We start from the raw sequence: 26,767 nt of genomic DNA, 5'->3' as shown, positions 1-26,767 counted from the left end.
ATACGGATCGGCGGGCCGGGCTCCGAACCGGTGTCACGTCGCATGCTTGCGCGACAGCGCCAACAGGTGCACGGCGATACCCACCACCGGACCGCACACCAACGCGACCACGGTGCGCGTCTCCAAATCGAGCGGTAACAGCAGCAGCAACGTCGACGCGACGGTCGCCGAAACCCAGCCCAGCGAATACGCGCGGTGAAGCGCCGCAGCCACCGCCGCGGCACCGGTGAGCGTGAGCAGTGACACCGCGATCGCACCGGCCGTCAACCAGGCCAGCAGTGCGCCGTCGGCACGGTATTCGGCGCCGAATGCGCTGCGCAGCAGCCACGGTCCGGCCGTCCACGCCGCGAGCACACCGAGCAGTCCCACACCGGTGACGATCACCGCGGGGCCGACGAGAGCACGCAACCGGTGCGTGCGCTGGTCGACGAAGTGGGCCACCAGGTTGCCCTGCATCGCCGTCAGCGGAACCAGTAGTGGGGCCCGCGTCAGCGTGACGGCCAGGATCACGATGCCGCCCACCGCGCCGAGATCGTCGGAGGTCGCCTGCAGCAGTACCGGAAACCCCATGACCAGGACGGCGGACGCACCCGCCGCGGTGATCGAATGCGATGCGCCCCGCAGGAACTCCGCGGTGCTCACGGGGGTGGACAGACCCGCGGACCGCCGGGTGGCGGGCGAGACGATCAGCATGATCAGCCACGCCACCGCACCGGCCACCGTGGCCCACAGATAGCCGGCCAGGCCCCAGCCGACGAGGAACGTCACGGTGGCCACCAGCAGCCGCAGGCCTGCATCGGTCACCATCTGCGAGCCGTACGCCGTCCACCTGTCCAGTCCGGCCGAGATACCGAGCAGCGTTGAGTGCAAGCAGAATCCGGCGAGCCCGGCGGCCAACAGAGCCACCGAAAGCCATCGGGACTCCACGAACACGTGCTCGGACCACAGCGGAGAACTGAGCGCGATCGCGGCGGCCGAGACCACCCCCACGAGAGCGCCCACCCACATCGGACGGCTACGCGGGCCCTCCGGTACTTCGAGGTGCACCGTCACCCCGAGGTGCGCCGCGGACCGCACCTCCCTGGTGGCCTCCTGCAACAGCCCGCCGGTCGCCCCCGACACGAGGCCGAACGCTCCCCAGAACACCGCGAACAACGAGAACCCGGCGGGCTCGAGGTCGCGGGCGGCCAGGTAGAGCACCGCGTAACCGCACACCGCGATCGCGGCGGTGGCCACACCGACCCGGCCGACGCTGCTGCGCGCGGCAGGACCGGCCGGTGCTGCGGCGCTCGCGGTGACCGGATCGAAGGGGGCGCCCGCGTCGGTCACGGCGCGTCCAACTCGGGTAACTGGGGGGAGTACAGCCAGGCGTCCCACAGCGGGCGCAGCGACTCGTCGGCGTAATGCGATGCCAGGCCGGTGAAATCGTCGGTCACGACGGTGCCGTGCCGGTAGCGCGCGGTCCAGTCCCGTAGCAGCGCAAAGAAGTTGTCGTCCCCCAGGCGCCGGCGCAGCACGTGCAACGTCATCGCCCCGCGCTTGTACACCCGGTCGTCGAACATGTCGCGTGGGCCGGGGTCGGCCAGTACGAGGTCTCGTGGCGAGTTCGCGAGCCGCTGGTAGTAGTGCCGCGCCCACTGTTCGGCGCTGCGGCCGCCGGAGTTCTCCGACCACAGCCACTCGGCGTAGCAGGCGAACCCCTCGTGCAGCCAGATGTGGCGCCACCGCTTGGCGGTCACCGAGTTACCGAACCACTGGTGCGCGAGTTCGTGCGCGATCAACCGCTCGGACCCGCCCTTGCCGTCGCAGTGGTTGGCGCCGAAAATCGAAATGCCCTGTGCCTCCAGCGGTATCTCGAGATCATCGTCGGTGACCAGGACGGTGTACCCCTCGCTGAGCGGATAGTCGCCGAACAACCTGACGAACAGCTTCATCATCTGCGGTTGATGAGCGAAGTCGTGTTCGAAGTTCTCCCGCAACCGGTCCGGAAGCACCGCGTGGATCGCCACCCCGTTCTTGGCCAGCCGATGACGTTCGTAAATTCCGATCTGTAGCGTGACCAGATAGGTCGAGGTCGGCTCGGGCAACTCGTAAGTCCATGTCGTCATCCCGGCCCGCGCTCGCCGAGACACCAACTCGCCGTTCGCGATCACCCGGTACGGGCTCTCGGCGGTGATCTGCAGACGGAAGCTCGCCTTCGCGCTCGGGTGATCGTCGCAGGGAAACCAGGACTGCGCACCGTTCGGCTGGCCCGCGACCAGAGCGCCGTCGCTGAGCTCCTCGAAACCGACATCGCCCCACAGCGTGCGGATCGGCTTGGGGGCGCCGCCGTAGCGCACGACGATCGTCATCGCCGCACCGGGGGCCAGCGCATCGCGCAACGCGATGTGAAGCTTGCCTCCAGACGTGCGGAACTGTTGTGGCCGTGCGCCGTTGACGGACACCTTCGTCACCGACAGCGTGTCGGCGAGGTCGAGGGTGAAGGTGCGTAGCGTCGCCAGCGTCACCGCGGTGATGGTCGCCGTCCCCGTGAGCCGATTGATCGCGACCTTGTACTCGACGTCGAGTTCGTAGCGCGACACCCGGTAACCGAAGTTGCCGCTCGACGGCAGATACGGGTCGATGACCGGTGTCGACTTCTTCTTGCTTCTCGTCACGCGGCGGTTTCTCTGGTCGAGGGTGCCGACGTGCCTGCGCGCTTCTTGCGCGGCGCGTGCCACGGCGCGATCGGGTTGCCCTGCCACCGGGTCGATGCGGGCACCTCGTCGCCGCGCATGACCAGCGAGGCCGGGCCGACGGTCGCTCCCGCGCCGATGCGGGCCGCGGGCAGCGCGACGCTGTGCGCACCCAACGTCGAACCGCGCTCCAGCACAACGGTGTCCATCCGCATGATCCTGTCGTGGAACAGATGCGTCTGCACCACACACCCGCGGTTGACGGTGGCACCCTCGCCGAGGGTCACCAGGTCGGCCTCGGGCAACCAGTACGTCTCGCACCAGACGCCGCGCCCGATCTCGGCGCCCAACGCCCGCAACCACAGGTTCATCACCGGCGTGCCGCCGGCCGCACGGGCGAACCACGGGGCGGCGACGGTCTCGACGAAGGTGTCGTAGACCTCGTTGCGCCAGACGAACGGTGACCAGAGCGGATGCTCACCGGGCTCGATACGGCCGACCACAAGCCATTTCGCGATCACAGCGGCTGCACCGGCAACGACTCCGGCTACCAACAGCACCGCTCCGGCGCTCAGCGCGGCCCACCCCCAGCCGGCTTGCACGGCCAACCATTGCAGGGTGAGCAGCACCGCCACCCCGATACCGAACGTCACGATCAGCGGTACGATCCGACACGTCTCGACCAGAGCGCGCAGCAGCTTCAACCGCGCAGACGGGTGGAAGGTGCGCAGCGCGTCCGCGGCGGTCGGCTTGCGGCGCAACCGGACCGGCGGGCTGCCCAGCCACGACGAACCGGCCTTGGCCTTGTGCGGCGCCGCCGACAGCACCGCCACCAGGCCGTCGTCGGGAACCTTGCGGCCCGGCTGGGTGATACCGGAGTTGCCGAGGAACGCCCTCTTGCCGATCGTCGCCTTCGCGACATGGATCCAGCCGCCGCCCAATTCGTAGGACGCCACCATCGTGTCGTCGGCCAGGAAGGCACCGTCCTCGACGACGGTGAACTTGGGTGTGAACAGTGCTGTCGAGATCTCGGTTCCGCGACCGACTTTGGCGCCCAGCGCTCGCAGCCACACCGGTGTGAGCAGGCTCGCATACACCGGGAACAGATAGGTGCGCGCGGCGTCCATCAGCCGTTCGGTGGCCCAGATCTGCCATCCTGTACGGCTGCGCACCGGGTGATACCCCTCGCGTAACCCCAGCGAGAGCAGGCGCACCCCGACCACCGTCAGCGCCGCGTACATCAGCGCGGCGACCAATGTCGCCGCCGGAGTCCACAACGCCGCGGGCGCGACTACGGCCGTCACCGAATCCGTATGGCGCACAACGTAACCGACCACGGCGAGCCCGGCCGCGATCGCGAGCAACGGCAACCCTGCCAGGACGATCGAGGTGACGCCGTAGACCGCTACCCACAGCGGCGCCCGGGGCGGGCGGTGCTCGGGCCAGGGGTGACGGGCCTTGCCGGACTTCACCGCGGGCGAGCCCTTCCAGAACTGACCGTTCTTCACCTTGCCGACGACACCGGAACCGGGTGCCACATCGGCGTTCTTGCCGACGACGGCGCCGGGCAGCAGGGTGGTCCGGGCGCCGATTGTGGCGTCGTTGCCGACGGTGATCGGCCCGACGTGGAAGAGGTCGCCGTCGACCCAGTGGCCGGACAGGTCGACCTCGGGTTCGACCGAGCTGCGGTGGCCGAGCTTGAGCATGCCGGTCACCGGTGGGGTCGAGTGCAGATCCACGCCCTTGCCGACCTTGTTGCCCAGTGCGCGGGCGTAGTACACCAACCACGGTGCGCCCGCGAGGTTTTCGGCGCCACCTGCCTCGGCGAGACGTTCTGCGAGCCACACCCTCAGGTGCTCCGGCCCGCCTCGCCGGTAGGTGCCCGGCTCCAACCCGTCCAGGAGAAGCCGGGCGCACAGCGCCGCGATACCCATCCGGCCCAGCGGGGTGACGAACAGGACGAAGCCCACGCCGACCCACCACCAGTTCAGCGGTGCGGTCCACGGGACGAACCCGGCCAGCACGTTGTTGGCCAACGCCAGCCAGACCACCCACTGCAGCCCGGTCAACGTGGCCAGCGGCAGCGACAACGCCACCTGCGTGGCCTGCGCCAGGCGCGACGTCGGCCTCACCGTGCGCCGACGTACCTGCGGCGGCGGATCGAGCTCGTCGAGGAAACCCGCGAGCGACCCGAGCCGTGGGTGGTCGTACAGGTCGGCGACGGTCACCTGCGGGTGGCGCCGCCGCAGGGCGGCGACCAGTTGCGCCGCCGACAACGAGCCCCCGCCGAGTGCGAAGAAGTCGGCTTCGGGCCCGTCCACCGGCGCGGCCAGCACATCGCGCCACAGACCGGCGAGCCAGCCCATCGTCCCGGAGAGCCCGGCTCCGTCGCCGTCACCGACGTCCACCGGCCACGGCAGCGCGTCGCGGTCGACCTTGCCGGAGGTGCGGGTCGGGAGCTCGTCGACCAGGACCAGCCGCGGCACCAGCGCCGCGGGCAACGTCTCGGCCAGCGACACCCGCGCCTTGGCCAGATCGAACGTCGGGTCAGCACTCGCGATGTAGCCGACCAGAAGGGGCGTACCCCCGGCGGTGCGGCGGACCGCGGCCGCGCCGCCGCTCACCCCGGGAAGATTGACCAGCGCGGTGTCGACCTCGCCGAGTTCGATGCGCCGCCCGCCGACCTTGACCTGATCGTCGGCGCGGCCCACGAAGTAGAGTCCGTCGGGCTCCAGCCGCACCAGATCCCCGCTGCGGTAGGCGCGCTTCCAGCCGAGCGTCGGCATCGCCGCGTACTTCTCGGAATCCTTGTCGGGGTCGAGGTAGCGGGCCAGTCCCACGCCGCCGATCACCAGCTCGCCCACCGCGCCGTACGGCACCGGTTCGCCCTCGGCGTCGACGACGGCCAGGTCCCACCCGGCCAGCGGCAGCCCGATGCTCACCGGGTCACCTCCGGACAACCGGGCGGCGCACGCCACCACCGTCGCCTCGGTGGGCCCGTAGGTGTTCCACACCTCCCGGCCGTCGACCGCGAGCCGGTCGGCCAACTCCGGTGGGCACGCCTCGCCCCCGAAGATCAGCAGCCGCACCGCCTCGAGCGCCTCGGCGGGCCACAACGCGGCCAGCGTCGGCACGGTCGAGACCACCGTGATGTCGCGTGCCACCAGCCACGGCCCCAGGTCCATACCGCTGCGCACCATCGACCGCGGAGCAGGTACCAGGCAGGCGCCGTGGCGCCAGGCCAGCCACATCTCTTCACACGACGCGTCGAACGCCACCGACAGCCCTGCCAGCACCCGGTCACCGGGCCCGATCGGGTTGTCCTGCAGGAACAACTGTGCCTCCGCGTCGACGAACGCGGCCGCGCTGCGGTGGGTGACCGCGACGCCCTTGGGTGTGCCGGTGGAGCCGGACGTGAAGATGATCCACGCGTCGTCGCGGCCCAGCGGCGCCGCGGCCCGCCACCCCCGGGAGGACCCCGGCCCGCGCGACAGCCCGGCTCCGGTGATGACCGCCACGACGTTGGCTTCGGCGAACACCAGCTCGGCCCGCTCCTCGGGATCGTCGGCGTCCACGGGAACATAGGCGGCGCCGGTGGCCAAAACGGCGAGGATCGCGACGTAGAGCGCGTAGCTCCCCGACGGCATCCGGATGCCGATCCGGTCGCCGCGGCCGATGCCACGCGCGGCCAGCCACTGCACGCTGTCCTCGATGTCGGTGATCAGTTCGGCATACGTCAGCTGGACGTCGCCGTCATCGATCGCGGGCGCCTCCGGGTAGCGCCCGGCGGTCTCGTAGAGGATGTCGATGAGCGTGCGCGGCTCCGGCGCGAGCGGGGACAACAGATATTCAGGTGGGATCTCCTGCCGCAACTCCCCAGTCACGGCTACAAAGCTACTCAGCCGAACCCCGGTGCCGCCCGAGCCGCACGCGGCGTCGCGATCACGATTTTGAACACCGCGCGCCGAGCTTCGAAAAGGCCGCGGCGGGAGGTTTGAATTCCCCCGCTTCCGGTCATTCGCCAGTACCTGGCAGAATCGCCTGCGGAGGGGAGTATTCCTTCGCCGCGGTGTCGTCATCACGTCGGCCGTCATCGGACGACCGGTGCTGCGGGCCGACACGAGCAATCGTGGCGGTGGAAGAGACCTCCGGCGTTTTGACGACCGGAGGTTCAGTGAACGTTTCCACCCTCGAATGGGTCATCACGCTCAGCGTGACGATCGCCATCCTGCTGTTCGACGTCGTCGTGATCGGCCGGCGGCCGCACGAACCGTCGAAGCGGGAGACCGGGACCGCGCTGACCATCTACGTGAGCCTGGCCATCGCATTCGGGATCTGGACCTGGTTCTTCCACGGCAGCCAGTACGGCGTCGAGTTCTTCGCGGGCTGGCTGACCGAGTACAGCCTGTCGGTGGACAACCTGTTCGTCTTCCTGATCATCATGGCCAGCTTCAACGTGCCCAGGAAGTACCAGCAGCAGGCGCTTCTCGTCGGCATCATCCTGGCGCTGATCTTCCGCGGCATCTTCATCGCGCTCGGCGCCGTGGCCATCAACCAGTTCTCGTGGGTGTTCTACATCTTCGCCGCGTTCCTCATCTACACGGCGATCAACCTCGCCCGCGACACCGACCACGAGGACGACGGCGACAACATCGTGGTCAGATTCGCCCGCAACCACCTGAGCATGACCGACACGTGGGACGGCCTGAAACTGTGGGTGAAGGAAAACGGCAAGCGGTTGATGACGCCGATGTTCCTCGTCATCGTCGCGCTCGGCACCACGGACCTGATCTTCGCGCTGGATTCGATTCCCGCCATCTACGGACTCACCCAGGAGCCGTATCTGGTGTTCACCGCCAACGTGTTCGCGTTGATGGGCTTGCGTCAGCTCTACTTCCTGCTGGGTGATCTGCTCAAACGGCTGGTGTACCTGTCGCAGGGCCTGGCGTTCATCCTGGGCTTCATCGGCGTCAAGCTGCTGCTGCACGCGTTGCACGAGAACGAGTTGCCGTTCATCAACGGCGGTGAGCACGTGCCGGTGCCCGAGATCCCGACCCTGTTGTCGTTGGGCGTGATCATCGTGACGCTGCTCATCACCACCGCGGCCAGCCTGTACAAGACTCGGGTGCACGACGTGAAGAACGCGGCCGGCGAGAACTCGAAATCGTTGGATTCGCGTTGAGCGCAACGCTCGATCACCCCGCGAGCCATCTCCTAGCCTTGCCGGGTGCGCCTCTTCGTGACCGATGCCCCCGGCGGTGGCTGGGATGAACTGACCGACGGCGGCCCACCGCCCGTGCGCGTCGCGGCCAAGGACCTGCAGCATGCGCGGCGGGTTCGCGCGCGGGTGCGCTCCGATCGTGAGGTCGCGGTCATCCTGGACGTCGCGGTGGCTGTCGCGGCCGACTTCCGGTCCGTACGCGACGCGCTGGAACCGGGCGACGGCGTGCGCTACGCCGGCACCGTCGACGGTCTCGCCGGCCTGATCGCCGACATCTCATCGGCCGAGGTGGCCGACGGCGTCACGCTCGTGCCCGTGTCGCCGCGCGAGGATGTGCACGCGTTGGGGCGCGCGGTGCTGCGAAGCCTCGAATTGCGCAGTCAGGCCAAGGCCTCGTAGATCAGCTGGGCGTATCGGTTGGTGCGTTCGGTTCCCGTGGTTCCCGGCCCCATCCGGTTCATCACGTAGGCGAACGTCGTGCGGCGCTCCAGATCCATCGCGATCGCCGAACCGCCCCAGCCGCCCCACCAGCAGATCCTGCCCTCCGGGATGGCGGGAACGCTTTCGGGACACGGCAGCCCGAATCCGACGCCGAAGCGCAGCGGGATCATGAGCACCTGGTCGAGGCCGTGGGACTGTTCGTCGAAGATCAGATCGATGGTTGCCGGACTGAGGAGTTGCACGCCGTTGGCCTTGCCGCCCAGCGCAATCGGCGACAGGGCACGGGCCAGCCCGCGGGCGTTGCCGTGGCCGTTCGCGCCACCGATGTCGGCGCGCCGCCACGCGATCGTCTCGGCGATCGAGGCGACGTCCTGGTCGGGCCGGATGGTGCCGAACGTCTTGATCATCGGATGGTCTTGTGGCAGTAGGTCGTAAGGCAGGGCCAGTGGCGGGGGTGCGATGAGTTCGGCTATGCGATCGTCGTCCTCGGGCCGCGCACCGATCTGGACGTCGGCGTCCAGGGGAGCGGCGATCTCGTCACGGACGAACTCCTTGAGCGACTTGCCGGCGACGCGGCGGATCACCTCGCCGATGAGGTGGCCGTAGTTGAGCGCGTGGTACCCCGACGCCGTGCCGGGGGGCCACCACGGCGCCTGGCCCGCCAGGTAGCCGGTCGAACGCTCCCAGTCGTACATGACCTCGAGGTCGAACGGCGCCTCCCAGCCGGACACTCCGGATGTGTGGGCAAGCAGATGCCGAATCTCGATGTCGTGCTTGCCATTCGCCGCGAACTCCGGCCAATAGTCGGCGACGGCGGCTTTGAGGTCGAGCAGTTCGCGGTCGACGAGGATCAGAGCCGCCAACGCGGTGAGGGTCTTGGTGCAGGACCAGAAGTTCACGATGGTGTCTTGGTGCCATGGCGTCGTCTTGGCGCGGTCGGCATGGCCGCCCCAGATGTCGACGACGCACTGGCCGTCGATGTCCACGGCGATGGAGGCACCCAACTCCTCACCCTTGGCGATCTCGTCGGCTAGTGCGTCGGCGAGCTTGTCGAATCGACTGTCGCAGTGGCCGTGGACGCTGTCGCGCATGGGCTCATCATGCCTCTGCCCAGCGGATTTATGGAGAAAACCACGCTGATCCGAGCGTTCGTCCCGGTACCGTGACCGACAGAATTGCCGAATCAGGAGGTATGCGATGCACAGGTTCGCGACGGCGGTCGCCGTAGGCACGTTGATCCTGGGTCCGCTTGTGACGGCACAGTCCGCCGGTGCCGCCCAGGTGACCCCCGACCCGATCGCCCCTGTCCCGGCGGTGCCCCTCGAACCGAGGGTTCAGGCGTTGGACTGCCAGGGCACGACCGGGAACATGGGATGCGGTCCCGGTTGGTTCTGGCGCGATGGCTGGCGGGGATGGGGGTGCTACCCATGCTGATGTCGACGACGTTCAAGGTGTCCTGTGCGATCGCGGTGACGATGTTCGCCGCAGCGCTCGGGATCGGTTCGGCCACAGCCCAATCCAACGACTACAGCAGGCTACCGGTCGATCCGAACACGATCACCGACTCGTTGGCCTACGCGGCGGCGCCGCTCGCCATCGATCCCGACGGGCAGCCCGGGGTGAGGGCCGAGTACACCCACCGCGAGGGCGGCACACGCCAGATCACGACCACCATCCTGGTGCTTGCCGATCCCGGGGCCGCTACGGCTGCGCTGAACGGCGCGGCCGCCGACGTCGCCAACCAGCACTCACAACCCGTCGACGTGGGAACCGGCGGAACGATGGTCACCGGTACTTCGCTCGACGGCACCGAGTCCGTGGCCGTGTTGACCTTCACCGAGGGCAACACCGCGACGACGATCGAATTCGAGGGCCCTGCAAACGATCCCGCACCGGCCGACCTGGTGACCGAGCTGGGTCAGAAGCAGGCCGCGGCGATCACGAACTGGCAGGGTGCATAGCGCGACGGCCGCGTCACCAATTGTCGTAGCCGCCTTCGGGTCCCAGCATGCGTTCCAGCCGGGTCCGATTGATGCGGGCCAACTCGTTGCGGACGATCTTTCGCTCGGTCTCGATGTCGTTGTGCATCCGGTCGAGCATCGATGCCAGCACCCGCTCGGCGTCGTAGCCGTTGACGAACATCACGAACCCGAAGCCGAAGTGTTCGAGGTATTGCTTCGACGCCTGACTCAGACGCTCCATCATCTCGGGCTGGTCACACCAGATCGCGCATTGTTCAGCGGCCGACTTCTCGCTGCCCGGCCGCCGCCCGATGTCCGGGTAGGCCTGCAGGATGGTGTCGATGGAGTCCTCGCCGAGGCTGAACAGCAGCGCATCGGCTTCACGGAACAGCGTGTCGTGGTCGGGGTACGGTCGCCCGCGCGCCAGATCCGCGGCCAAGGGCACGCTGTAGCAACATTCGTAGACGGCGTGGACGGCCCTGCGCATCGGCATCGCGTTGAACGCTTCGAGACCGATTCCCTGATGCATCAACACGACAGCAATGATCAGTCGTGGGGAGAACGTCCGGGTTACGTCGTGTTACGGGGAGGAAAAATCAGCGCCCGCGTAAATCCGTTCAGTGGGCCTTGTTGAACCGCTCGACCGACGCCTGAACCTCAGCCTCGGCCTCCGAGCGGCCGACCCAGTCGGCGGCCTTCACGTACTTGCCCGGTTCGAGATCCTTGTAGTGCACGAAGAAGTGCTTGATCGCCTCGAGCTCGTAGGCAGGCACGTCGCCGAGGTCTGCGATGTGCTCCCAGCGCGGATCCTCGGCGGGCACGCACAGGACCTTGTCGTCGCCGCCGGCCTCGTCGGTCATCCGGAACATGGCCACCGGGCGGACCTCCACAATGCAACCGGGGAACACCGATTCGGGCAGCAACACCAGGGCGTCGAGCGGGTCGCCGTCCTCACCGAGGGTGTTCTCGAAGAACCCGTAATCGGTCGGATAGGCCATCGACGTGTACAGGTAGCGGTCCAACTTCACCCGGCCGCTCTCGTGGTCCACCTCGTACTTGTTGCGGGAACCCTTGGGGATCTCGATCACTACCTCGAACTGCACGGCCGCGGCTCCTTGCCCTGTGCTCTTGTCTGGGTCGTCCGGTGATAACGCGGGTCAACCTTAAACGAGGGATACGCTGCTGTACGGGGGCGGTCTGGTTTGAGCAGGAGGATTATGCGGCCCGGTCAGTGGCGCCGATCCACGCACGTGGCCATCGGCGCGGCGGTATTGCTGCTGGTTGCCGTGGTCGTGCTGGTCGCTGCCCTGGTGACTGCGGGGCCGTCGACCGAAGCTTCTGCGGGTAAGCCGACGCCCCCGGCCGCAACCGCGAACCCCGGTGTCGTACCGGTGGCCGACTCGGCGCCCAGGCCTGTCCCGGACCTGCTGGCGGCCAAGCTGGCCCCCGTGCTGGCCGACCCGAACCTCGGTGACCTCACCGGCCGCGTCACCGATGCGCTGACCGACACGGTGCTGTGGGAGCAGCGCGCCGACGTGCCGATGCAGCCCGCGTCGACGAACAAGTCGCTCACCGCCGCCGCGGCTCTGCTGACGCTGGACCGTGATGCCCGGCTCACGACGCGGGTGTTCAGTGGTTCCAGGCCCGGGGTGGTGGTGCTCAAGGGGGGCGGCGACCCGACGCTTTCGGCGGCGCCGGCCGGCGATGACACCTGGTACCGGGACGCCGCGCGCATCAACGACCTGGCCGAACAGGTCCGGGGTAGCGGCATCGAGGTGACCTCCGTGCAGGTGGACACCAGCGCCTACAGCGGGCCGACGATGGCGCCGGGGTGGGATCCGCTCGACATCGACGGCGGCGACATCGCGCCGATGGAGTCGGTCATGCTCGACGGCGGCCGCACCCAACCGGTCAGCGTCGACTCGGCGCGGTCCCGCACACCCGCGTTGGACGCCGGCCGCGCGCTCGCGGCGGCGCTGAAGATCGACCCGGCGAAGGTCACCGTGGCACCCGGCAGCGCGAGCGGCGGCAGGGAACTCGGTGCGGTCCAGTCGCCGCCGCTGATATCGCGTCTGCGCGACATGATGAACGCTTCGGACAATGTGATGGCCGAGGCGATGGGGCGCGAGGTCGCCGCGGCACAAAACCGTCCGCAGAGCTTCGACGGCGCCGCGCGCGCGGTCCTCGACGCCCTGGGCGACGCCGGTATCGACATCACCGGCGCGAGGATCTTCGACTCCAGCGGGTTGTCCGTCGATGACCGGCTCACCGCCGAGACGCTGGACGAGGTGGTGCAGGCGGCGGCCGGAGACGACCACCCCAAGCTGCGGCCCCTGGTCGACCTGCTGCCCATCGCGGGGGGAAGCGGCACACTGTCGAACCGCTATCTGGACACCCCCATCGTCAAGCCCGCCGCCGGTTTCCTACGGGCCAAGACCGGCTCGCTGACCGGAACCAACTCGCTGGCGGGCATCGTCACCGACTCGAGCGGGCGGGTGCTCACGTTCGCGCTGATCTCCAACAATGCGGGCCCGACCGGACGTATCGCGCTCGACAACCTGGCCGCCACACTGCGAGCGTGCGGATGCAGCGCGTGAGCCCCTCGGCCAAATCCTCGCTGTCGGTCGGTCGCGCCGTCGACTGGGACTTCGCCGCCACCGTCGGTGAGAAGCTGGCCCGACCCGGTCCGGCCTCCACCGACTACACGCGCAGGCAGGTGATCGAACAGCTGGCCGAGGCGTCGCGCTCGGCCGAGCTTCCGGTGCGCGAGGTCACCGGTATGACCGAAGGCGGTGAGATCCCCGAGGCGCGAATTGTGGACCGTCCGCAGTGGATTCGCGCGGCCACCCGGTCGATGCGCGTGATGACGGGGGGCTCGGACAAGCCGGCGGGCGCGATCAGTGGACGCATCACGGGCGCGCAGACCGGAGCCGTGCTCGCATTCATCTCCTCGGGCATCCTCGGCCAGTACGATCCGTTCGGTCCCGGCGGTGGCGAATTGCTGCTGATCTACCCGAACGTGATCGCCGTGGAGCGCCAGCTGCAGGTGCAGCCCTACGACTTTCGGCTGTGGGTGTGCCTGCACGAGGTCACTCACCGGGTGCAGTTCCGCGCCAACCCGTGGCTTGCCGAGCACATGTCCGGCGCCCTGGCCGTGCTCACCGAAGAAGGCACCGAGGACATCGCCGAGATGGTCTCCCGGCTGGCCTCGTTCGTGCGCAGCCGCCGCGACGAATCGAACGGCGCTGTGGCAGATGCCAATTCGAGCGGCATGATCGGGCTGTTGCGGGCGGTGCAGTCCGAACCTCAGCGTGAGGCCCTCGACAAACTGCTCGTGCTCGGCACGCTGCTCGAAGGCCACGCGGACCACGTGATGGACGCCGTCGGCCCCGCGGTGGTGCCTTCGGTCGCCACGATTCGCAAGCGGTTCGACGAGCGGCGTCAGCGCAAACAGTCGCCGCTGCAACGGGTGGTGCGGATGCTTCTCGGCATCGACGCCAAGCTCAGCCAGTACACCCGCGGCAAGGCGTTCGTCGACCATGTGGTGTCCGCTGTGGGCATGGACCGATTCAACGCCGTGTGGACGGGACCCGAAACATTGCCTCTGCCAACCGAAATCGACGAGCCGCACCGATGGATCGACAGGGTGCTGTAGCCGGGCTTCGAACGGCGGTCGGGGCGTTCGACCGCGACTTCGGCGTCGGTGACCGCTGGTGCGTCGCACTGTCCGGGGGTCCGGACTCGCTGGCGTTGACCGCGGTCGCGGCGGGCCTCAAACCGACCACCGCGCTGATCGTCGACCACCGGTTGCAGCCGGACTCCGCCACCGTGGCCGAAAACGCGCGCAGGCAGGCCGTGTCTGTGGGATGCGTTGCCGCGCAGGTGATCACCGTCGACGTCGGGAGGGCGGGCGGCCCCGAGGCCGCGGCGCGCACCGCGCGGTACCGCGCGCTGAACGAGGCACGTCGCGAAATGCCGGTGCTGCTGGGGCATACGCTGGACGACCAGGCCGAGACGGTGCTGCTGGGTTTGGGCCGCGGCTCCGGGCCGCGGTCCATCGCCGCCATGAGGCCGTGGGACCCGCCGTGGGGCCGGCCCCTGCTCGGCGTGCGGCGGGCGGTGACGGAGGCGGCGTGCGCCGAGCTGGGCCTCACCCCGTGGCAGGACCCGCACAACTCGGACCGTAGGTTCACCAGGGTTCGCCTGCGTGAGGAGGTGCTGCCGCTTCTCGAAGACGTTCTCGGTGGTGGGGTCGCCGAGGCCTTGGCGCGCACGGCGGACGCATTGCGCGCCGACACCGACACCCTCGACGAGCTGGCCGATCGCGCCTTGACGGGGCTGCGCCACGACGAAGCGCTCGACGGGACAGAACTCGCCGTCTTACCACAAGCGCTGCGGCGCAGGGTGATTCGCCGTTGGTTGCTCGATGGCGGTGCCACCGGGCTGACCGACAAGCAGATTCGCGCCGTCGACGCCCTCGTCACGGCGTGGCGGGGCCAGGGCGGAGTCGCGGTCGGCTCGCCCCTGCGCGAACGACGGCTGATCGCGGGCCGCCGGGGCGGCATGCTGACCCTGCACACGGAGCCGGTGCGCACCATGAAAAACTGTGCCCGTGCCTGAGCGATCCGCCGATATGTACACCGGTGACATCAAGTCGGTACTGCTGTCGTCCGATGAGATCCAGGCGAAGATCGCCGAGCTCGGCGCCATGATCGGCGAGGAGTACCGCGACACCGTCGCCGCCAACGGCCAAGATCTCCTGCTGGTGACCGTACTCAAGGGCGCGGTCTTCTTCGTCACGGACCTGGCGCGCGCGATCCCGCTGCCGACCCAGCTGGAGTTCATGGCGGTCAGCTCCTACGGGTCGTCGACGTCGTCGTCGGGCGTGGTGCGCATCCTCAAAGACCTCGACCGCGACATCAACGGTCGTGACGTGCTCATCGTCGAGGACATCGTCGACTCCGGGCTGACGCTGTCGTGGTTGCTGCGCAACCTCGCGACTCGCCATCCCCGCTCGCTGCGGGTGTGCGCGCTGTTGCGCAAGCCCGACGCGGTACGCGCCGACGTCGACATCGCACACGTCGGATTCGACATCCCCAACGAGTTCGTCGTCGGCTACGGCCTGGACTACGCCGAGCGTTACCGCGACCTCGACTACATCGGCACGCTGGACCCGAAGGTGTACGAGCAGCACTGACCGGCGCAAGATAGGGGCATGCGCGAAACAGCCCTTCGCATCTGCCCGCTGTGCGAGGCCACCTGCGGCCTGGTGCTCACCATTGACGACGGTCGCGTCACCGGTGCCCGCGGCGACAAAGACGACGTGTTCAGCCACGGGTTCATCTGCCCGAAGGGTGCCAGCTTCGGCGAACTCGACAACGATCCCGACCGGTTGGCCCGGCCGATGGTCCGTCGTGACGGCGTGCTGACCGAGACGACCTGGGCACAGGCGTTCGCCGCGGCCGCCGACGGGCTCGGCGGGGTCATCGCCGAGCACGGCGGTGCGGCGGTCGGGGTGTACCTGGGCAACCCGAACGCGCACACCATCGCGGGCGGGCTGTACACCCCGCTGGTCGTCAAGGCGCTGGGCACCCGGCAGGTGTACTCGGCGAGCACCCTCGATCAGATGCCCAAGCACGTCGCGCTGGGCCTGATGTTCGGCAGCCCCGTCGCGTTCACCGTCCCCGATCTCGACCGCACCGACTATCTCGTGGTCATCGGTGCGAACCCCCTTGTCTCCAACGGCAGCCTCGCGACCGCCGCCGACTTCCCCGGCAAGCTGCGCGCGCTGCGCAAACGCGGCGGACGCCTCGTGGTCATCGACCCCGCCCGCACCCGCACCGCCGAACTCGCCGACCGCCACCTCGCGCCGCGGCCCGGCACCGACGCGGCGCTGCTCCTGGGAATCGTCCACGTGCTGTTCGACGAGGACCTCGCCGACCTGAAGGACCTCGACGGGCATGTCGACGGTGTCGATTTGGTGCGTGCACTCGCCGCCGACTTCTCACCGGACACCGTCGCGACGCACTGCGGGGTGCCCGCCGACGACATCCGCACGCTCGCACGCGAACTCGCCGCGGCGCCATCGGCCGCCGTGTACGGCCGGATCGGCACCTCCACCGTCGAATTCGGCACCTTGGGCAGCTGGCTCGTCGACGTCGTCAACGTCCTCACCGGCAACCTGGACCGCTCCGGAGGCGCGATGTTCCCGCAGTCGCCGATCGCCTCCGCTGCGCGGCCGCCGAAGCCGGGTCGCGGCTTTCTCACCGGGCGCTGGCACAGCCGCGTGTCGGGTTATCCCGAAGCCCTGTCGGAGTTTCCGGCCGCGGCGTTGGCCGAGGAGATCGACACCCCCGGCGACGGGCAGATCAAGGCCGTCGTCACGATCGCGGGCAATCCGGTGCTGTCGGCGCCCGACGGGGAACGCCTCGACAAGGCCCTGGACAGCGTCGAATTCATGCTGAGCATCGACCCGTACCTGAACGAGACCACCCGGCACGCCGACGTCATCCTGCCGCCCCCTCCGCCGTCGCGCAGCGCACACTTCGACATCGCGCTCAACAGCCTGGCGGTGCGCAACAACGCGCGATACTCGCCGCCGGCCCTCCCGCTGACCGACCGGCCGGACGAAGCCGAGATCCTCGCGCGCATCGCCCTGATCCTCTACGGCCTGGGCCCCGATGCCGATCCGATGCTGGTCGACGATCAGGTGATCGCGGCGACGCTGGCCAAGGAGACCGCCGACCCGGATTCGCCGGTCGCGGGGCGTTCCGTCGACGACCTGACCGCGATGCTGCCGACGGCTCCGGGCTACGAACGGCGCCTCGACATGATGCTGCGCCTGGGCGCCTACGGCGATGCGTTCGGCGCCAACCCCGACGGACTCACGCTGGCCAAGCTCAAGGCCGCACCGCACGGCATCGACCTGGGTCCGTTGCGACCGCGCCTAACCGAGGTGTTGCGAACGCCGTCCGGCCGGATCGAACTCGCACCGCCTGAGTTGACCGCCGAGGTCGCGCGGCTGCGGGACGCGCTCGGCGTGCGCCCCGACGGGTTCGTGCTCATCGGACGACGGCACCTGCGTTCCAACAACAGCTGGATGCACAACCTGCCCGCGTTGTCGGGCGGGTCCAACCAGTGCACGCTGCGGATCCACCCCGACGACGCCGCGGAGCTCGGGCTGACCGACACCGCCGTCGTCAAAGGACCGGGAGGTGAGCTGCTGGCCCCGGTCGAGATCACGCCGGAGATGCGCCGGGGCGTGGTGTCGTTACCGCACGGCTGGGGCCACGACCGCGACGGCACGGGTCAACGGGTCGCGGCCGCCGCGCCGGGCGTGAACGTCAACCAGCTCAACGACGGCAACCATCTGGATCCGCTGTCGGGCACCGCGGTGCTCAACGGCATCCCGGTGGACATCGCGCCCGCCGGCTGAGCCGGCTACGTCAGCTCGTAGACCACGGTGACGTTGAAGCCGACGGCCTGCTGACCGGGCTCGATCGGCACCGCCGCCATCTCGGCGGCCGGGCCGCGCGGAGTCGGATACGGCGTCGGCGGCGACGACGCGGGCACCTCCGATATCGAGATGACCTTGCCGAGGTCCAACTCGGCCAGCAGCGCGTACTGTTCGGCGCGGCTCTTGGCGTCGTTGAAGGCGCGGGCGCGCGCTTCGCGCACCAGTTGGGAATCGTCCTCGATGGCGAGGGTGACGTTGTTGATCCTCGTCGCGTTACCGCCCCGGCCCGCGATGATCCCGAACACCTGGGGCGCCGTGTTGAGCGCGCGGACCTTGATGTCGATCGTGTTCGTCGCCCGGTAGCCGTCGATGGTGTTGTCGCCGCCGCCGTACTGCGGCTGCACGCTCACCTCGGAGGTGTTGATGTCCTTGCGGTCGATGCCCGAGTCGACCAGTGCGTCGATGACGCCGCGCTGCAGTTGGCTGGTCTGGTTGAGCGCGGCCGCTGCGTCGGCGGCCACGACCTCCATGCCCGCGTTGATCGTCAGCGTGTCGGGCGCGCCGAGCACCTCACCGCTGCCCACGACCGTCACCTGGCGCTGTGTGTGGTCGTCGTCGTTGGTGAGGACGGGGGCGGCCGTCGCGTCACAGCCCGAGAGCAGGGCGACGAACCCCACCGCCGCGGCCACAAGGATTCGGGTGGGCGTCTTCGCCCGGGCAGCGATTGGCATGGCTGGCACCCTACCGTCAGGGAGTCACCATGATCTTGCAGTGCATGTCGGGGTCGGCGAGTTCGTCGAATGCGGCGCCGACGCCTTCGAGTCCCACTTCGCCGGTGATCAGCGGCGAGACGTCGATGCGCCCGTCGGCGATGGCGCGCAACGTCTCCGCGAACTCGTTGTAGTCGTAGGAGTTGACGAACTGGACGTTGATCTCCTTGGCGATGCCGAACAACGGCGTGACGGTGTCGGGCTGCATGCACACCCCGGCCACCACCAGGCGGCTGCCCAACGGAGCCCTGCGCATCACGTCGTCGATGATCCCGGGGACACCGACGGCTTCGAAGATCACCGCGGGTGTCGCGCTGTCAAACGGAGAACCCTGCGCAGGATCGAGCGTGACGTGCGCGCCCATCGTCGCTGCGAGTTCCCGCCGGCGCACCGAGAAGTCTGCCGCCGCAATGTATTCAACACCCTTGAGCCGCAACGCGGCGATGATCGCCATCCCGATCGGACCGCAACCGATCACCAGCGCGGCCTCGCCGGGGGCGACGCCGGATTTGTTGACGGCGTGCAGCCCGACGGCCATCGGTTCGGTCAGCGCGGCGTGCCGCGGATCGACGCCCTCTGGCACGCTCAGCAGCAACGGCACCGACAGCAGCATCCTCTCGGTGTACCCGCCGAGCACCGTGTTGCTGGACATGATCGGTTCGAACCCTTTGGGCGACAACAACACCGGCAGTGACGTGACAAGAGTTCCCGGAGCGGGCGCCTCGGTGCCCGGACCGGCCTCGAGGACTTCGGCGCTGAATTCGTGGCCCATGAACACGTCGCTGCCCAGGTCGACGGGCAGTCCGCCCTGCACCGGCATACCGGTGATCTCGCGGGTGAGCCGCACCATCTGGTCGCCGTGCTTGGCGAAGTGCAGATCGGAGCCGCAGATACCGCAGGCACTGACCGCGACCAGAACCTGACCCTCCTGCGGAACCGGCTCGGGCACGTCGTCGCGGACCACCATCTGTCCGTCTCGCAGCACGGCAGCGCGCATTCACCAATCCAATCGGTTCAAGAACTCCAGCAGCGCGGCGTTGACCGCGGCGGGCCGCTCCTGCGGCAGCCAGTGCCCGCCGTCGATCATCACCTCGCGATAGTCGCCGGCGACGAGTTCACGGGCGCGGTGGCTGGGGGTGTAGGCCATTGTGGGATCCTCGGTGCCGCCGATGAACAACGCCGGCACGTCGATCGTCGCGGACGGCGGGCTCTCGGTCAGTTCCCAGTTGCGATCAAAGCAGCGGTACCAGTTGAGCGCCGGGGTGAAGCCCGTGCGGCTGAACTCTTCGATGTAGTAGTCGATTTCCTCTTGGCTGATCCAATCGGGTAGGTCGCCGGACTCGGGTATGCGGGCCAGGAAACCCTCCGGTCCCGGCGCGGTCATCCGCTGAGCCATGAGCCCGTCCCTGGAAGCGGTGGTCGAGCCGATGAGCTTGCGGATGGTGACCGCGGGGTCGCGGTTCAACTCCGCGTCGGCCGGCCCGGGCTCCTGGTAGTAGAGGACGTAGAAGAACTTCTCGCCGAAGATGCGGCGGAACGCCTGCGTCGTGGGCACCCGCGAGCGCGGTACCGGCGGCGCGCATATGCCCACCGCGCCGGCGAAGCGGTCCGGGTGAAGCAGCGGTGCGCCCCACGCCACGGCGCCGCCGAAGTCGTGGCCGACGATAACCGCCCGGTCGGCGCCGACGTCGTCGAGCAGGCCGACGATGTCGGCGCTCAGATCAACGACGGTGTAGGCATCGACGGCCTCGGGTTTGGACGACCGCCCGTAGCCGCGCTGATCGGGAGCCAGCACGTGATAGCCGGCCTCGGCCAAAGCGGGCAGCTGATGGCGCCAGGAGAACCCCAGTTCGGGAAAGCCGTGGGCCAGCACCACCAGCGGGGCGCCGGGCTCGCCGGCCTCGAGCACTCGCAGGCGGACGCCGTTGGTGTCGACGAACCGCTCGGTGAAGGTCAGCACGATCAACACCCAAGCACTTCCGCAGCGCGAGTGTGGGCATAAAGCACGTCGCCATGGCCGGCAGCGTGCGGGTAACCCACGTTCGGCGGGATGGCGTGGAAGAACCGTCGGGAACCTTGGTTCGTTGGTCTAGCGGTAGCCTGAACTATTCCAACTGCGCACTTGTTGGAAGCGGCTTAGAAGGCAGGAGTGGTCGCTGACGGCCGGGGACAACGGCCCACCACGCGGCCGAACGACGACGGATAGTTGATGAATCGGAAAAATGTCATCCGCACGCTGACCGTGATAGCGGTCGTGCTGTTGCTGGGCTGGTCCTTCTACTACTTCAGCGATGACACGCGGGGTTACAAGCCCATCGACACGTCGGTGGCGGTCGCGCAGATCGACGGCGACAACGTCAAGACCGCGCAGATCGACGACCGCGAACAACAGCTGCGGCTCGACCTCAAGAGCGGCAACGGCGACACCGAGAACAGCGACAAGATCATCACCAAGTACCCGACGGGGTACGGGGTCACGCTGTTCGAGGCGCTTCAGGACAAGAACGTCAAGACCAACACCGTGGTCAACCAGGGCAGCATGCTCGGCTCGCTGCTGATCTACCTGCTGCCGCTGCTGCTACTGGTCGGGCTGTTCATCATGTTCTCCCGCATGCAGACCGGCGGGCGGATGGGCTTCGGGTTCGGCAAGTCCAAGGCCAAGATGCTCAACAAGGACATGCCGAAGACCACGTTCGCCGATGTCGCCGGGGTCGACGAGGCCGTCGAAGAGCTCTACGAGATCAAGGACTTCCTGCAGAACCCGTCGCGGTATCAGGCGCTGGGCGCCAAGATCCCCAAGGGCGTGTTGCTGTTCGGCCCGCCCGGCACCGGTAAGACGCTGCTGGCGCGCGCGGTCGCCGGCGAGGCCGGGGTGCCCTTCTTCACGATCTCGGGCTCTGACTTCGTCGAGATGTTCGTCGGCGTGGGCGCCTCGCGCGTGCGCGACCTGTTCGAGCAGGCCAAGCAGAACAGCCCGTGCATCATCTTCGTCGACGAGATCGACGCCGTCGGCCGGCAGCGCGGCGCCGGGCTGGGCGGCGGCCACGACGAACGCGAGCAGACACTCAACCAGCTGCTCGTCGAGATGGACGGCTTCGGTGACCGCCAGGGCGTCATCCTGATCGCGGCCACGAACCGGCCCGACATCCTCGACCCTGCGCTGCTGCGGCCCGGCCGCTTCGACCGCCAGATCCCGGTTTCCAACCCCGACCTGGCCGGCCGCCGCGCGGTGCTCAAGGTGCATTCGGCGGGCAAGCCGATCGCTCCCGACGCCGACCTGGACGGGCTGGCCAAGCGCACCGTCGGCATGTCCGGCGCCGACCTGGCCAACGTCATCAACGAGGCGGCGCTGCTGACCGCCCGCGAGAACGGCACGGTGATCACCGGCCCGGCGCTGGAGGAGGCCGTCGACCGTGTCGTCGGCGGTCCGCGCCGCAAGAGCCGCATCATCAGCGAGCAGGAGAAGAAGATCACCGCCTACCACGAGGGCGGGCACACGCTCGCCGCGTGGGCGATGCCGGACATCGATCCGATCTACAAGGTGACGATCCTGGCCCGCGGCCGCACCGGCGGGCACGCGATGGCGGTCCCCGAGGACGACAAGGGCCTGATGACCCGCTCGGAGATGATCGCGCGGCTCGTGTTCGCGATGGGCGGACGCGCCGCCGAGGAACTGGTGTTCCGGGAGCCGACCACCGGCGCGGTGTCCGATATCGAGCAGGCAACCAAGATCGCCCGCGCGATGGTGACCGAATACGGCATGAGCTCCAAGCTGGGTGCGGTGCGCTACGGCACCGAGCACGGCGACCCGTTCCTGGGTCGCACCATGGGCACGCAGGCCGACTACAGCCACGAGGTCGCCCAGACCATCGACGACGAGATCCGCAAGCTCATCGAGGCCGCTCACACCGAGGCCTGGGAGATTCTCACCGAGTACCGCGACGTGCTCGACACCCTCGCCGGCGAGCTGCTCGAGAAGGAGACGCTGCACCGGCGTGAGCTCGAGGAGATCTTCGGCGACGTGAAGAAGCGCCCGCGGCTGACCATGTTCGACGACTTCGGCGGCCGCGTTCCGTCCGACAAGCCGCCGATCAAAACCCCCGGCGAGCTGGCGATCGAGCGCGGCGAGGAATGGCCCAAACCGGTGCCCGAACCCGCCTTCAAGGCCGCGATCGCCGCGGCCACCAAGGCCGCCGAAGCCACCAAGGTCGCCGAGGGCGGCCCGAACGGCGCCCACGGCAGCGGCAACGGTTCCTCGGGTCCGACGCAGCCCGACTACGGCGCCCCCGCCGGGTGGCACGCACCGGGCTGGCCGCCGTCGCAGCAGCCCCCGGGCCAGCAACAGCCGCCGGTCCAGCAGCCGCACGGCTACTGGTATCCGCCGCCGCACCAGGGTTGGCAGCAGCAGCCCTACCCGCCGTATCAGCCGTATCCGCAGCAGGGGCCGCCGCAGCAACAGGGTGCACCACCCCAACCGAACGAGGACAAGGGTCAGGACAACAGCCGGCGTAACGGCTGACAGGCCGACCGGCTCACAGGAGGCTCCATTGGCGCAGTCGCAGCACAACTCCGTCACGTTCAGGCCCGCGAACTTCGACCAGCCGCGCGCTGAGGCTGCGGTCCGCGAACTGCTGCTCGCGGTCGGCGAGGACCCGGACCGCCATGGGCTCGAGTCCACTCCCGCGCGGGTGGCGCGAGCGTACAAGGAGCTGTTCGCCGGCCTATACATCGATCCGGATTCGGTGCTGGACACCACATTTGACGAGCAGCACGACGAGCTGGTGCTGGTCAAGCAGATCCCGATGTACTCGACCTGCGAGCACCACCTGGTTTCTTTCCACGGCGTCGCGCACGTCGGTTACATCCCCGGCCAGGACGGGCGCGTCACCGGGTTGTCCAAGATCGCGCGGCTGGTCGATCTCTACGCCAAGCGACCGCAGGTGCAGGAACGGCTCACCGGTCAGATCGCGGACGCGATGATGCGCAAACTCGATCCGCGGGGTGTGATCGTCGTGGTCGAGGCCGAACACCTGTGCATGGCGATGCGCGGAGTGCGCAAGCCGGGCGCGGTGACGACCACATCGGCCGTACGCGGGCAGTTCAAGGTCGATGCCGCATCGAGGGCCGAGGCGCTGGACCTGATACTGCGCAAGTGAACTCGACACGGGTGCGGGTCATGGGGGTCGTGAACGTCACCGACGACTCCTTCTCCGACGGAGGGCTGTTCCTCGACCGCGACCGCGCCGTCGAGCACGGGCTCGAACTGGTCGCCGAAGGCGCGGCGATCGTCGACGTGGGCGGTGAGTCCACTCGCCCCGGGGCCACCCGCATCGACCCCGAAGTCGAGAAATCGCGGGTGTGCCCGGTCATCTCCGAGCTTGCCGCCGAAGGCGTCACGGTCAGCATCGACACGATGCACGCCGACGTCGCGCGGGCGGCGCTGGAGAACGGCGCCCAGATCGTCAACGACGTCTCCGGCGGGCGCGCGGACCCGGGTATGGCCCCGTTGCTCGCCGACGCGAAAGTGCCCTGGGTGCTGATGCATTGGCGGTCGGTGGGCGCTGACCGTCCGCACGCGGTGCCCGCCTATCGGAACGTGGTCGACGAGGTCCGCACCGAACTGCTCGCCAGTGTGGACGCCGCGGTGGCTGCCGGGGTCGACGCGACCAACCTCATCATCGATCCGGGGTTGGGCTTCGCCAAGACCGGCGACCACAACTGGGCGCTGTTGCGTGCGCTGCCCGAATTCGTCGCCACCGGCATCCCGGTGTTGGTGGGCGCGTCGCGCAAACGCTTCCTCGGGACGCTGCTCGCCGACGCCGACGGACAACCGCGACCGCCGGACGGCCGGGAGACCGCGACCGCGGTGATCTCGGCGCTGGCCGGCCTACACGGCGCCTGGGGTGTGCGGGTGCACGATGTGCGCGCGTCGGTCGATGCGATCAAGGTGTTGGAGGCGTGGTCGCATGGCTGACCGAATCGAGTTGCGCGGCTTGCGCGTTCGCGGGCATCACGGTGTCTTCGAGCACGAGCGTCGCGACGGCCAGGAATTCATCGTCGACATCACTGTCTGGATCGACCTCGCCGCCGCGGCGGCGAGTGACGACCTCGCCGACACCCTGGACTACGGCGCGTTGGCGCAGCGGGCGGCCGACATCGTCGCCGGACCGCCGCGGAACCTGATCGAGACGGTGGCCGCAGAGATCGCCGACGGCGTCATGGACGACGGGCGCGTGCACGCCGTCGAGGTGGTCGTGCACAAGCCCGCGGCACCGATCCCGCTGACGTTCTCCGACGTCGCGGTGGTGGCGCGTCGATCGCGGCGCGCTCGGGGTGGCCCTTGACCACCGCGGTTCTGTCGATCGGGTCGAATCTCGGGGACCGGCTGGCGATGCTTCGGTCGGTCGTCGACGGGCTCGGTGGTGCGCTGCGTGCGGCGTCGCCGGTGTACGAGACCGCGCCGTGGGGCGGTGTCGAACAGGGGCCGTTCCTCAACGCCGTCCTCGTCGCCGACGATCCCGCGCTCGACGGCCACGGTTGGCTACGGCGCGCCCACGAGTTCGAACGATCCGCCGAGCGGGTGCGCGCACAACGATGGGGGCCGCGCACGCTAGACGTCGACATCGTCACCTGCCGAAACGCGGGGCGCGAGGTGATCTCGCAGGACGCCGACCTGGTCCTGCCGCATCCGCGTGCCCATCAACGTGCGTTCGTGCTCGTGCCCTGGCTGGCGGTGGAACCGGACGCGGTCCTGACGGTGGCGGGCGAACCGCGCCGGGTCGACGAACTGCTCGCCGCGCTCGAACCGGCCGAACGCGACGGTGTGCACCGCACCGAGTTGGTGTTGCGCTGATGGGACCGACGAGACGGCGAGACCTCGCGGCCGCTGCGGTGCTGACCGCTGTCGTGGGCTATTTGCTCGTGCTCGCGTCGTACCGGTGGTTCCCGCCGATCACACTGTGGACGGGCGTGTCGCTGCTGGGGGTCGCGATCGCCGAAGCGGGTTGGGCGTTCCACGTCCGCGCCAAGATCAACGACGGTGAGATCGGCGTGGGATCCGGCCGGCTGAACCCCCTCGCGGTGGCGAGGTCCGTGGTGATCGCCAAGGCCTCGGCGTGGGTCGGCGCGCTGGTGTTCGGTTGGTGGGCGGCCGTCCTGGCCTACCTGTTGCCGCGCCGTTCCACTCTGCGCGTCGCCGCCGAGGACACCGCGGGCGCCGCGGTGGCCGCCGGGTGCGCACTGGCTCTGGTGGTTGCCGCGCTGTGGTTGCAGCATTGCTGCAAATCTCCGGGCGAGCCGCCGGAGAACCCCAATGGGGCAACGGATTAACGAAGTTCGGCCGACGCGGTAACGAATCGCCGACGAGGCGACACGCGGAGTGACCTGTGACAGGTACAGTCGCCCCCATGACCGATCCGACCCGCAGCGCACGCTATCGGCGTGCCGCCCGCAGGCCGGGTTGGATGCTGTTGACCGCGTTGCTGGTGCTGGCGATCGCGGCCAGCTCCGCCCTGGTGTTCACCGATCGGGTGGAGCTGCTCAAGCTGGCGGTCATCTTGGCGTTGTGGGCCGCGGTGGTCGCGGCGTTCGTCTCGGTCATCTACCGACGGCAGAGCGATGTCGACCAGGCCAAGGTGCGCGACCTCAAGCTCGTCTACGACCTGCAACTGGACCGGGAGATCTCGGCGCGGCGCGAATACGAGCTGTCGTTGGAGACGCAACTGCGCCGCGAACTGGAAGCCGAGGTGCGCGCACAGGCCGCCGACGAGATGGCGAGCCTAAGGGCCGAACTGTCCGCGCTGCGCGCCAACCTGGAGATCCTCTTCGACGCGGACCTGTCGCACCGGCCCGCGATCGAACCCGAGCGCACGACGGTGCGCGCTTACAGCGACTGGGCGAGGGATTCGGAGACCACGGGCCGCGTCAGCAGCAGCCGCATCGACGAGTACCGGCCCGACATCGAGCAGCGGACCGAGGAAAGCGCGATCATCGACGTGCCCGCCGAACCCCAACCGCCCGAGGTCGATTGGCAGCCGACTCCCGAGCGCGGCGGGGCGCACCGCAGAGCCTCCGACGCCGACTGGGGGCACCAACCGGCACAGGAGCCTGCCGCGTGGTCGCCGCCGCCTGCCCAGCCCGTTCCGCCACCACCGCCGCCGGTCGAACCCGTGGCGCCACCACCGCCGGTCGAACCCGTGGCGCCACCACCGCCGCGGGCCGAGCCCGTCCCGCCGCCGCCACCC

At 68.9% G+C, this 26,767-nt stretch carries 24 protein-coding genes; 15 read left to right on the top strand and 9 right to left on the bottom strand.

Annotated features, from left to right (window positions below; translation table 11 throughout):
• Positions 1-33: 33 nt before the first annotated feature.
• The 3 genes from AU072_RS23365 to AU072_RS23355 are packed head-to-tail and all read right to left on the bottom strand — an operon-like array spanning position 34 to position 6,559.
• Positions 34-1,329 carry a polysaccharide biosynthesis protein gene (locus AU072_RS23365; protein ID WP_064415960.1) on the bottom strand — a complete coding sequence of 432 codons (1,296 nt, stop codon included), beginning with the start codon at positions 1,327-1,329 and terminating at the stop codon, positions 34-36.
• Positions 1,326-2,657 (bottom strand): M1 family metallopeptidase, encoded by a 1,332-nt coding sequence (locus tag AU072_RS23360; protein ID WP_064416122.1) that lies wholly within the window; start codon positions 2,655-2,657, stop codon positions 1,326-1,328. The genes AU072_RS23365 and AU072_RS23360 overlap by 4 nt, the downstream gene beginning before the upstream one ends.
• Positions 2,654-6,559 (bottom strand): Pls/PosA family non-ribosomal peptide synthetase, encoded by a 3,906-nt coding sequence (locus AU072_RS23355; protein ID WP_064415959.1) that lies wholly within the window; start codon positions 6,557-6,559, stop codon positions 2,654-2,656. Before AU072_RS23355 ends, AU072_RS23360 begins: the two co-directional genes overlap by 4 nt.
• Before the next feature lie 290 nt (positions 6,560-6,849).
• Here AU072_RS23355 and AU072_RS23350 point away from each other — a divergent pair, with 290 nt between their 5' ends.
• Entirely contained in the window at positions 6,850-7,857 is a 1,008-nt protein-coding gene (locus tag AU072_RS23350; protein ID WP_064415958.1) for a TerC family protein, read from the top strand.
• Positions 7,858-7,902: 45 nt separating this feature from the next.
• Positions 7,903-8,295 carry a hypothetical protein gene (locus AU072_RS23345; RefSeq protein WP_064415957.1) on the top strand — a complete coding sequence of 131 codons (393 nt, stop codon included), beginning with the start codon at positions 7,903-7,905 and terminating at the stop codon, positions 8,293-8,295.
• On the opposite strand, the gene AU072_RS23340 is transcribed toward AU072_RS23345, so the two are convergent.
• Positions 8,277-9,428 (bottom strand): serine hydrolase domain-containing protein, encoded by a 1,152-nt coding sequence (locus AU072_RS23340; protein ID WP_064415956.1) that lies wholly within the window; start codon positions 9,426-9,428, stop codon positions 8,277-8,279. The genes AU072_RS23345 and AU072_RS23340 overlap by 19 nt on opposite strands.
• A gap of 282 nt (positions 9,429-9,710) precedes the next feature.
• Here AU072_RS23340 and AU072_RS23335 point away from each other — a divergent pair, with 282 nt between their 5' ends.
• A complete protein-coding gene (locus AU072_RS23335) occupies positions 9,711-10,298 on the top strand; it encodes a hypothetical protein (protein WP_235629947.1) in 588 nt (195 codons plus the stop codon).
• A gap of 13 nt (positions 10,299-10,311) precedes the next feature.
• On the opposite strand, the gene AU072_RS23330 is transcribed toward AU072_RS23335, so the two are convergent.
• Complete coding sequence (locus tag AU072_RS23330; RefSeq protein ID WP_407937622.1) at positions 10,312-10,833, bottom strand: 2-oxo-4-hydroxy-4-carboxy-5-ureidoimidazoline decarboxylase; 522 nt, start codon at positions 10,831-10,833, stop codon at positions 10,312-10,314.
• Positions 10,834-10,915: 82 nt separating this feature from the next.
• A complete protein-coding gene (locus AU072_RS23325; RefSeq protein WP_064415955.1) occupies positions 10,916-11,401 on the bottom strand; it encodes an inorganic diphosphatase in 486 nt (161 codons plus the stop codon).
• Between the two features lie 114 nt (positions 11,402-11,515).
• Between AU072_RS23325 and dacB the strand changes: the two genes are divergently transcribed.
• From dacB to AU072_RS23300, 5 genes are read left to right on the top strand one after another with little or no spacing between them, the layout of a single operon-like run.
• Positions 11,516-12,895 (top strand): D-alanyl-D-alanine carboxypeptidase/D-alanyl-D-alanine endopeptidase, encoded by a 1,380-nt coding sequence (gene dacB / locus AU072_RS23320; RefSeq protein ID WP_064415954.1) that lies wholly within the window; start codon positions 11,516-11,518, stop codon positions 12,893-12,895.
• Complete coding sequence (locus AU072_RS23315; protein ID WP_064415953.1) at positions 12,883-13,953, top strand: Rv3626c family coenzyme F420 biosynthesis-associated protein; 1,071 nt, start codon at positions 12,883-12,885, stop codon at positions 13,951-13,953. The genes dacB and AU072_RS23315 overlap by 13 nt, the downstream gene beginning before the upstream one ends.
• On the top strand, positions 13,932-14,918 hold the full coding sequence (gene tilS, locus AU072_RS23310; protein ID WP_064415952.1) for a tRNA lysidine(34) synthetase TilS: 987 nt from the start codon (positions 13,932-13,934) through the stop codon (positions 14,916-14,918). Before AU072_RS23315 ends, tilS begins: the two co-directional genes overlap by 22 nt.
• A 13-nt stretch (positions 14,919-14,931) precedes the next feature.
• Positions 14,932-15,495 (top strand): hypoxanthine phosphoribosyltransferase, encoded by a 564-nt coding sequence (gene hpt / locus AU072_RS23305; protein WP_064415951.1) that lies wholly within the window; start codon positions 14,932-14,934, stop codon positions 15,493-15,495.
• Between the two features lie 18 nt (positions 15,496-15,513).
• Positions 15,514-17,733, top strand: a complete 2,220-nt coding sequence (locus tag AU072_RS23300; protein ID WP_064415950.1) for a molybdopterin-dependent oxidoreductase — start codon at positions 15,514-15,516, stop codon at positions 17,731-17,733.
• 5 nt (positions 17,734-17,738) lie between these two features.
• Here AU072_RS23300 and AU072_RS23295 read toward each other — a convergent pair whose 3' ends face one another.
• Genes AU072_RS23295 through AU072_RS23285 form a run of 3 tightly spaced genes read right to left on the bottom strand, consistent with a single transcriptional unit; the run spans position 17,739 to position 20,487 of the window.
• Positions 17,739-18,485: an SIMPL domain-containing protein gene (locus AU072_RS23295; RefSeq protein WP_064415949.1), complete on the bottom strand. Its 747-nt coding sequence runs from the start codon at positions 18,483-18,485 to the stop codon at positions 17,739-17,741.
• Between the two features lie 16 nt (positions 18,486-18,501).
• Positions 18,502-19,521 carry a zinc-binding dehydrogenase gene (locus AU072_RS23290; RefSeq protein WP_064415948.1) on the bottom strand — a complete coding sequence of 340 codons (1,020 nt, stop codon included), beginning with the start codon at positions 19,519-19,521 and terminating at the stop codon, positions 18,502-18,504.
• A complete protein-coding gene (locus AU072_RS23285; RefSeq protein ID WP_407937624.1) occupies positions 19,522-20,487 on the bottom strand; it encodes an alpha/beta fold hydrolase in 966 nt (321 codons plus the stop codon).
• A 246-nt stretch (positions 20,488-20,733) separates the two neighbouring features.
• Between AU072_RS23285 and ftsH the strand changes: the two genes are divergently transcribed.
• The 7 genes from ftsH to AU072_RS23250 form a co-directional block, all read left to right on the top strand.
• The gene (ftsH, locus tag AU072_RS23280; RefSeq protein WP_064415947.1) at positions 20,734-23,043 is read left to right on the top strand and encodes an ATP-dependent zinc metalloprotease FtsH; all 2,310 of its coding nucleotides are present in this window, start codon (positions 20,734-20,736) and stop codon (positions 23,041-23,043) included.
• A gap of 28 nt (positions 23,044-23,071) precedes the next feature.
• Positions 23,072-23,680 (top strand): GTP cyclohydrolase I FolE, encoded by a 609-nt coding sequence (gene folE, locus AU072_RS23275; protein ID WP_064415946.1) that lies wholly within the window; start codon positions 23,072-23,074, stop codon positions 23,678-23,680.
• Positions 23,681-23,700: 20 nt separating this feature from the next.
• A complete protein-coding gene (gene folP / locus AU072_RS23270) occupies positions 23,701-24,498 on the top strand; it encodes a dihydropteroate synthase (RefSeq protein WP_064416118.1) in 798 nt (265 codons plus the stop codon).
• Entirely contained in the window at positions 24,491-24,868 is a 378-nt protein-coding gene (folB, locus tag AU072_RS23265) for a dihydroneopterin aldolase (protein ID WP_064415945.1), read from the top strand. Before folP ends, folB begins: the two co-directional genes overlap by 8 nt.
• Complete coding sequence (gene folK / locus AU072_RS23260) at positions 24,865-25,377, top strand: 2-amino-4-hydroxy-6-hydroxymethyldihydropteridine diphosphokinase (protein ID WP_064415944.1); 513 nt, start codon at positions 24,865-24,867, stop codon at positions 25,375-25,377. The genes folB and folK overlap by 4 nt, the downstream gene beginning before the upstream one ends.
• A complete protein-coding gene (locus AU072_RS23255; protein WP_064347872.1) occupies positions 25,377-25,853 on the top strand; it encodes a DUF3180 domain-containing protein in 477 nt (158 codons plus the stop codon). The genes folK and AU072_RS23255 overlap by 1 nt, the downstream gene beginning before the upstream one ends.
• Positions 25,854-25,930: 77 nt before the next feature.
• Positions 25,931-26,767, top strand: an 837-nt coding sequence (locus AU072_RS23250; protein ID WP_328587090.1) for a DUF6779 domain-containing protein, incomplete at its 3' end; no start/stop codon positions are given.

This window comes from Mycolicibacterium novocastrense (genome assembly GCF_001499835.1).
GTDB classification, from domain to species: Bacteria; Actinomycetota; Actinomycetes; order Mycobacteriales; family Mycobacteriaceae; genus Mycobacterium; species Mycobacterium novocastrense.
This window is presented reverse-complemented; position numbering and strand designations above follow the sequence as displayed.

Excerpts from the sequence above, each read along its gene's own strand:
- hpt (WP_064415951.1), top strand. The coding sequence starts at position 14,932 with ATGTACACCGGTGACATCAAGTCGGTACTGCTGTCGTCCGATGAGATC.
- AU072_RS23300 (WP_064415950.1), top strand. The coding sequence starts at position 15,514 with ATGCGCGAAACAGCCCTTCGCATCTGCCCGCTGTGCGAGGCCACCTGC.
- dacB (WP_064415954.1), top strand. The coding sequence starts at position 11,516 with ATGCGGCCCGGTCAGTGGCGCCGATCCACGCACGTGGCCATCGGCGCG.
- folP (WP_064416118.1), top strand. The coding sequence starts at position 23,701 with ATGGGGGTCGTGAACGTCACCGACGACTCCTTCTCCGACGGAGGGCTG.
- AU072_RS23335 (WP_235629947.1), top strand. The coding sequence starts at position 9,711 with ATGCGGTCCCGGTTGGTTCTGGCGCGATGGCTGGCGGGGATGGGGGTG.
- AU072_RS23295 (WP_064415949.1), bottom strand. The coding sequence starts at position 18,485 with ATGCCAATCGCTGCCCGGGCGAAGACGCCCACCCGAATCCTTGTGGCC.
- folB (WP_064415945.1), top strand. The coding sequence starts at position 24,491 with ATGGCTGACCGAATCGAGTTGCGCGGCTTGCGCGTTCGCGGGCATCAC.
- AU072_RS23290 (WP_064415948.1), bottom strand. The coding sequence starts at position 19,521 with ATGCGCGCTGCCGTGCTGCGAGACGGACAGATGGTGGTCCGCGACGAC.
- AU072_RS23340 (WP_064415956.1), bottom strand. The coding sequence starts at position 9,428 with ATGCGCGACAGCGTCCACGGCCACTGCGACAGTCGATTCGACAAGCTC.
- ftsH (WP_064415947.1), top strand. The coding sequence starts at position 20,734 with ATGAATCGGAAAAATGTCATCCGCACGCTGACCGTGATAGCGGTCGTG.
- AU072_RS23255 (WP_064347872.1), top strand. The coding sequence starts at position 25,377 with ATGGGACCGACGAGACGGCGAGACCTCGCGGCCGCTGCGGTGCTGACC.
- tilS (WP_064415952.1), top strand. The coding sequence starts at position 13,932 with ATGGATCGACAGGGTGCTGTAGCCGGGCTTCGAACGGCGGTCGGGGCG.
- AU072_RS23315 (WP_064415953.1), top strand. The coding sequence starts at position 12,883 with ATGCAGCGCGTGAGCCCCTCGGCCAAATCCTCGCTGTCGGTCGGTCGC.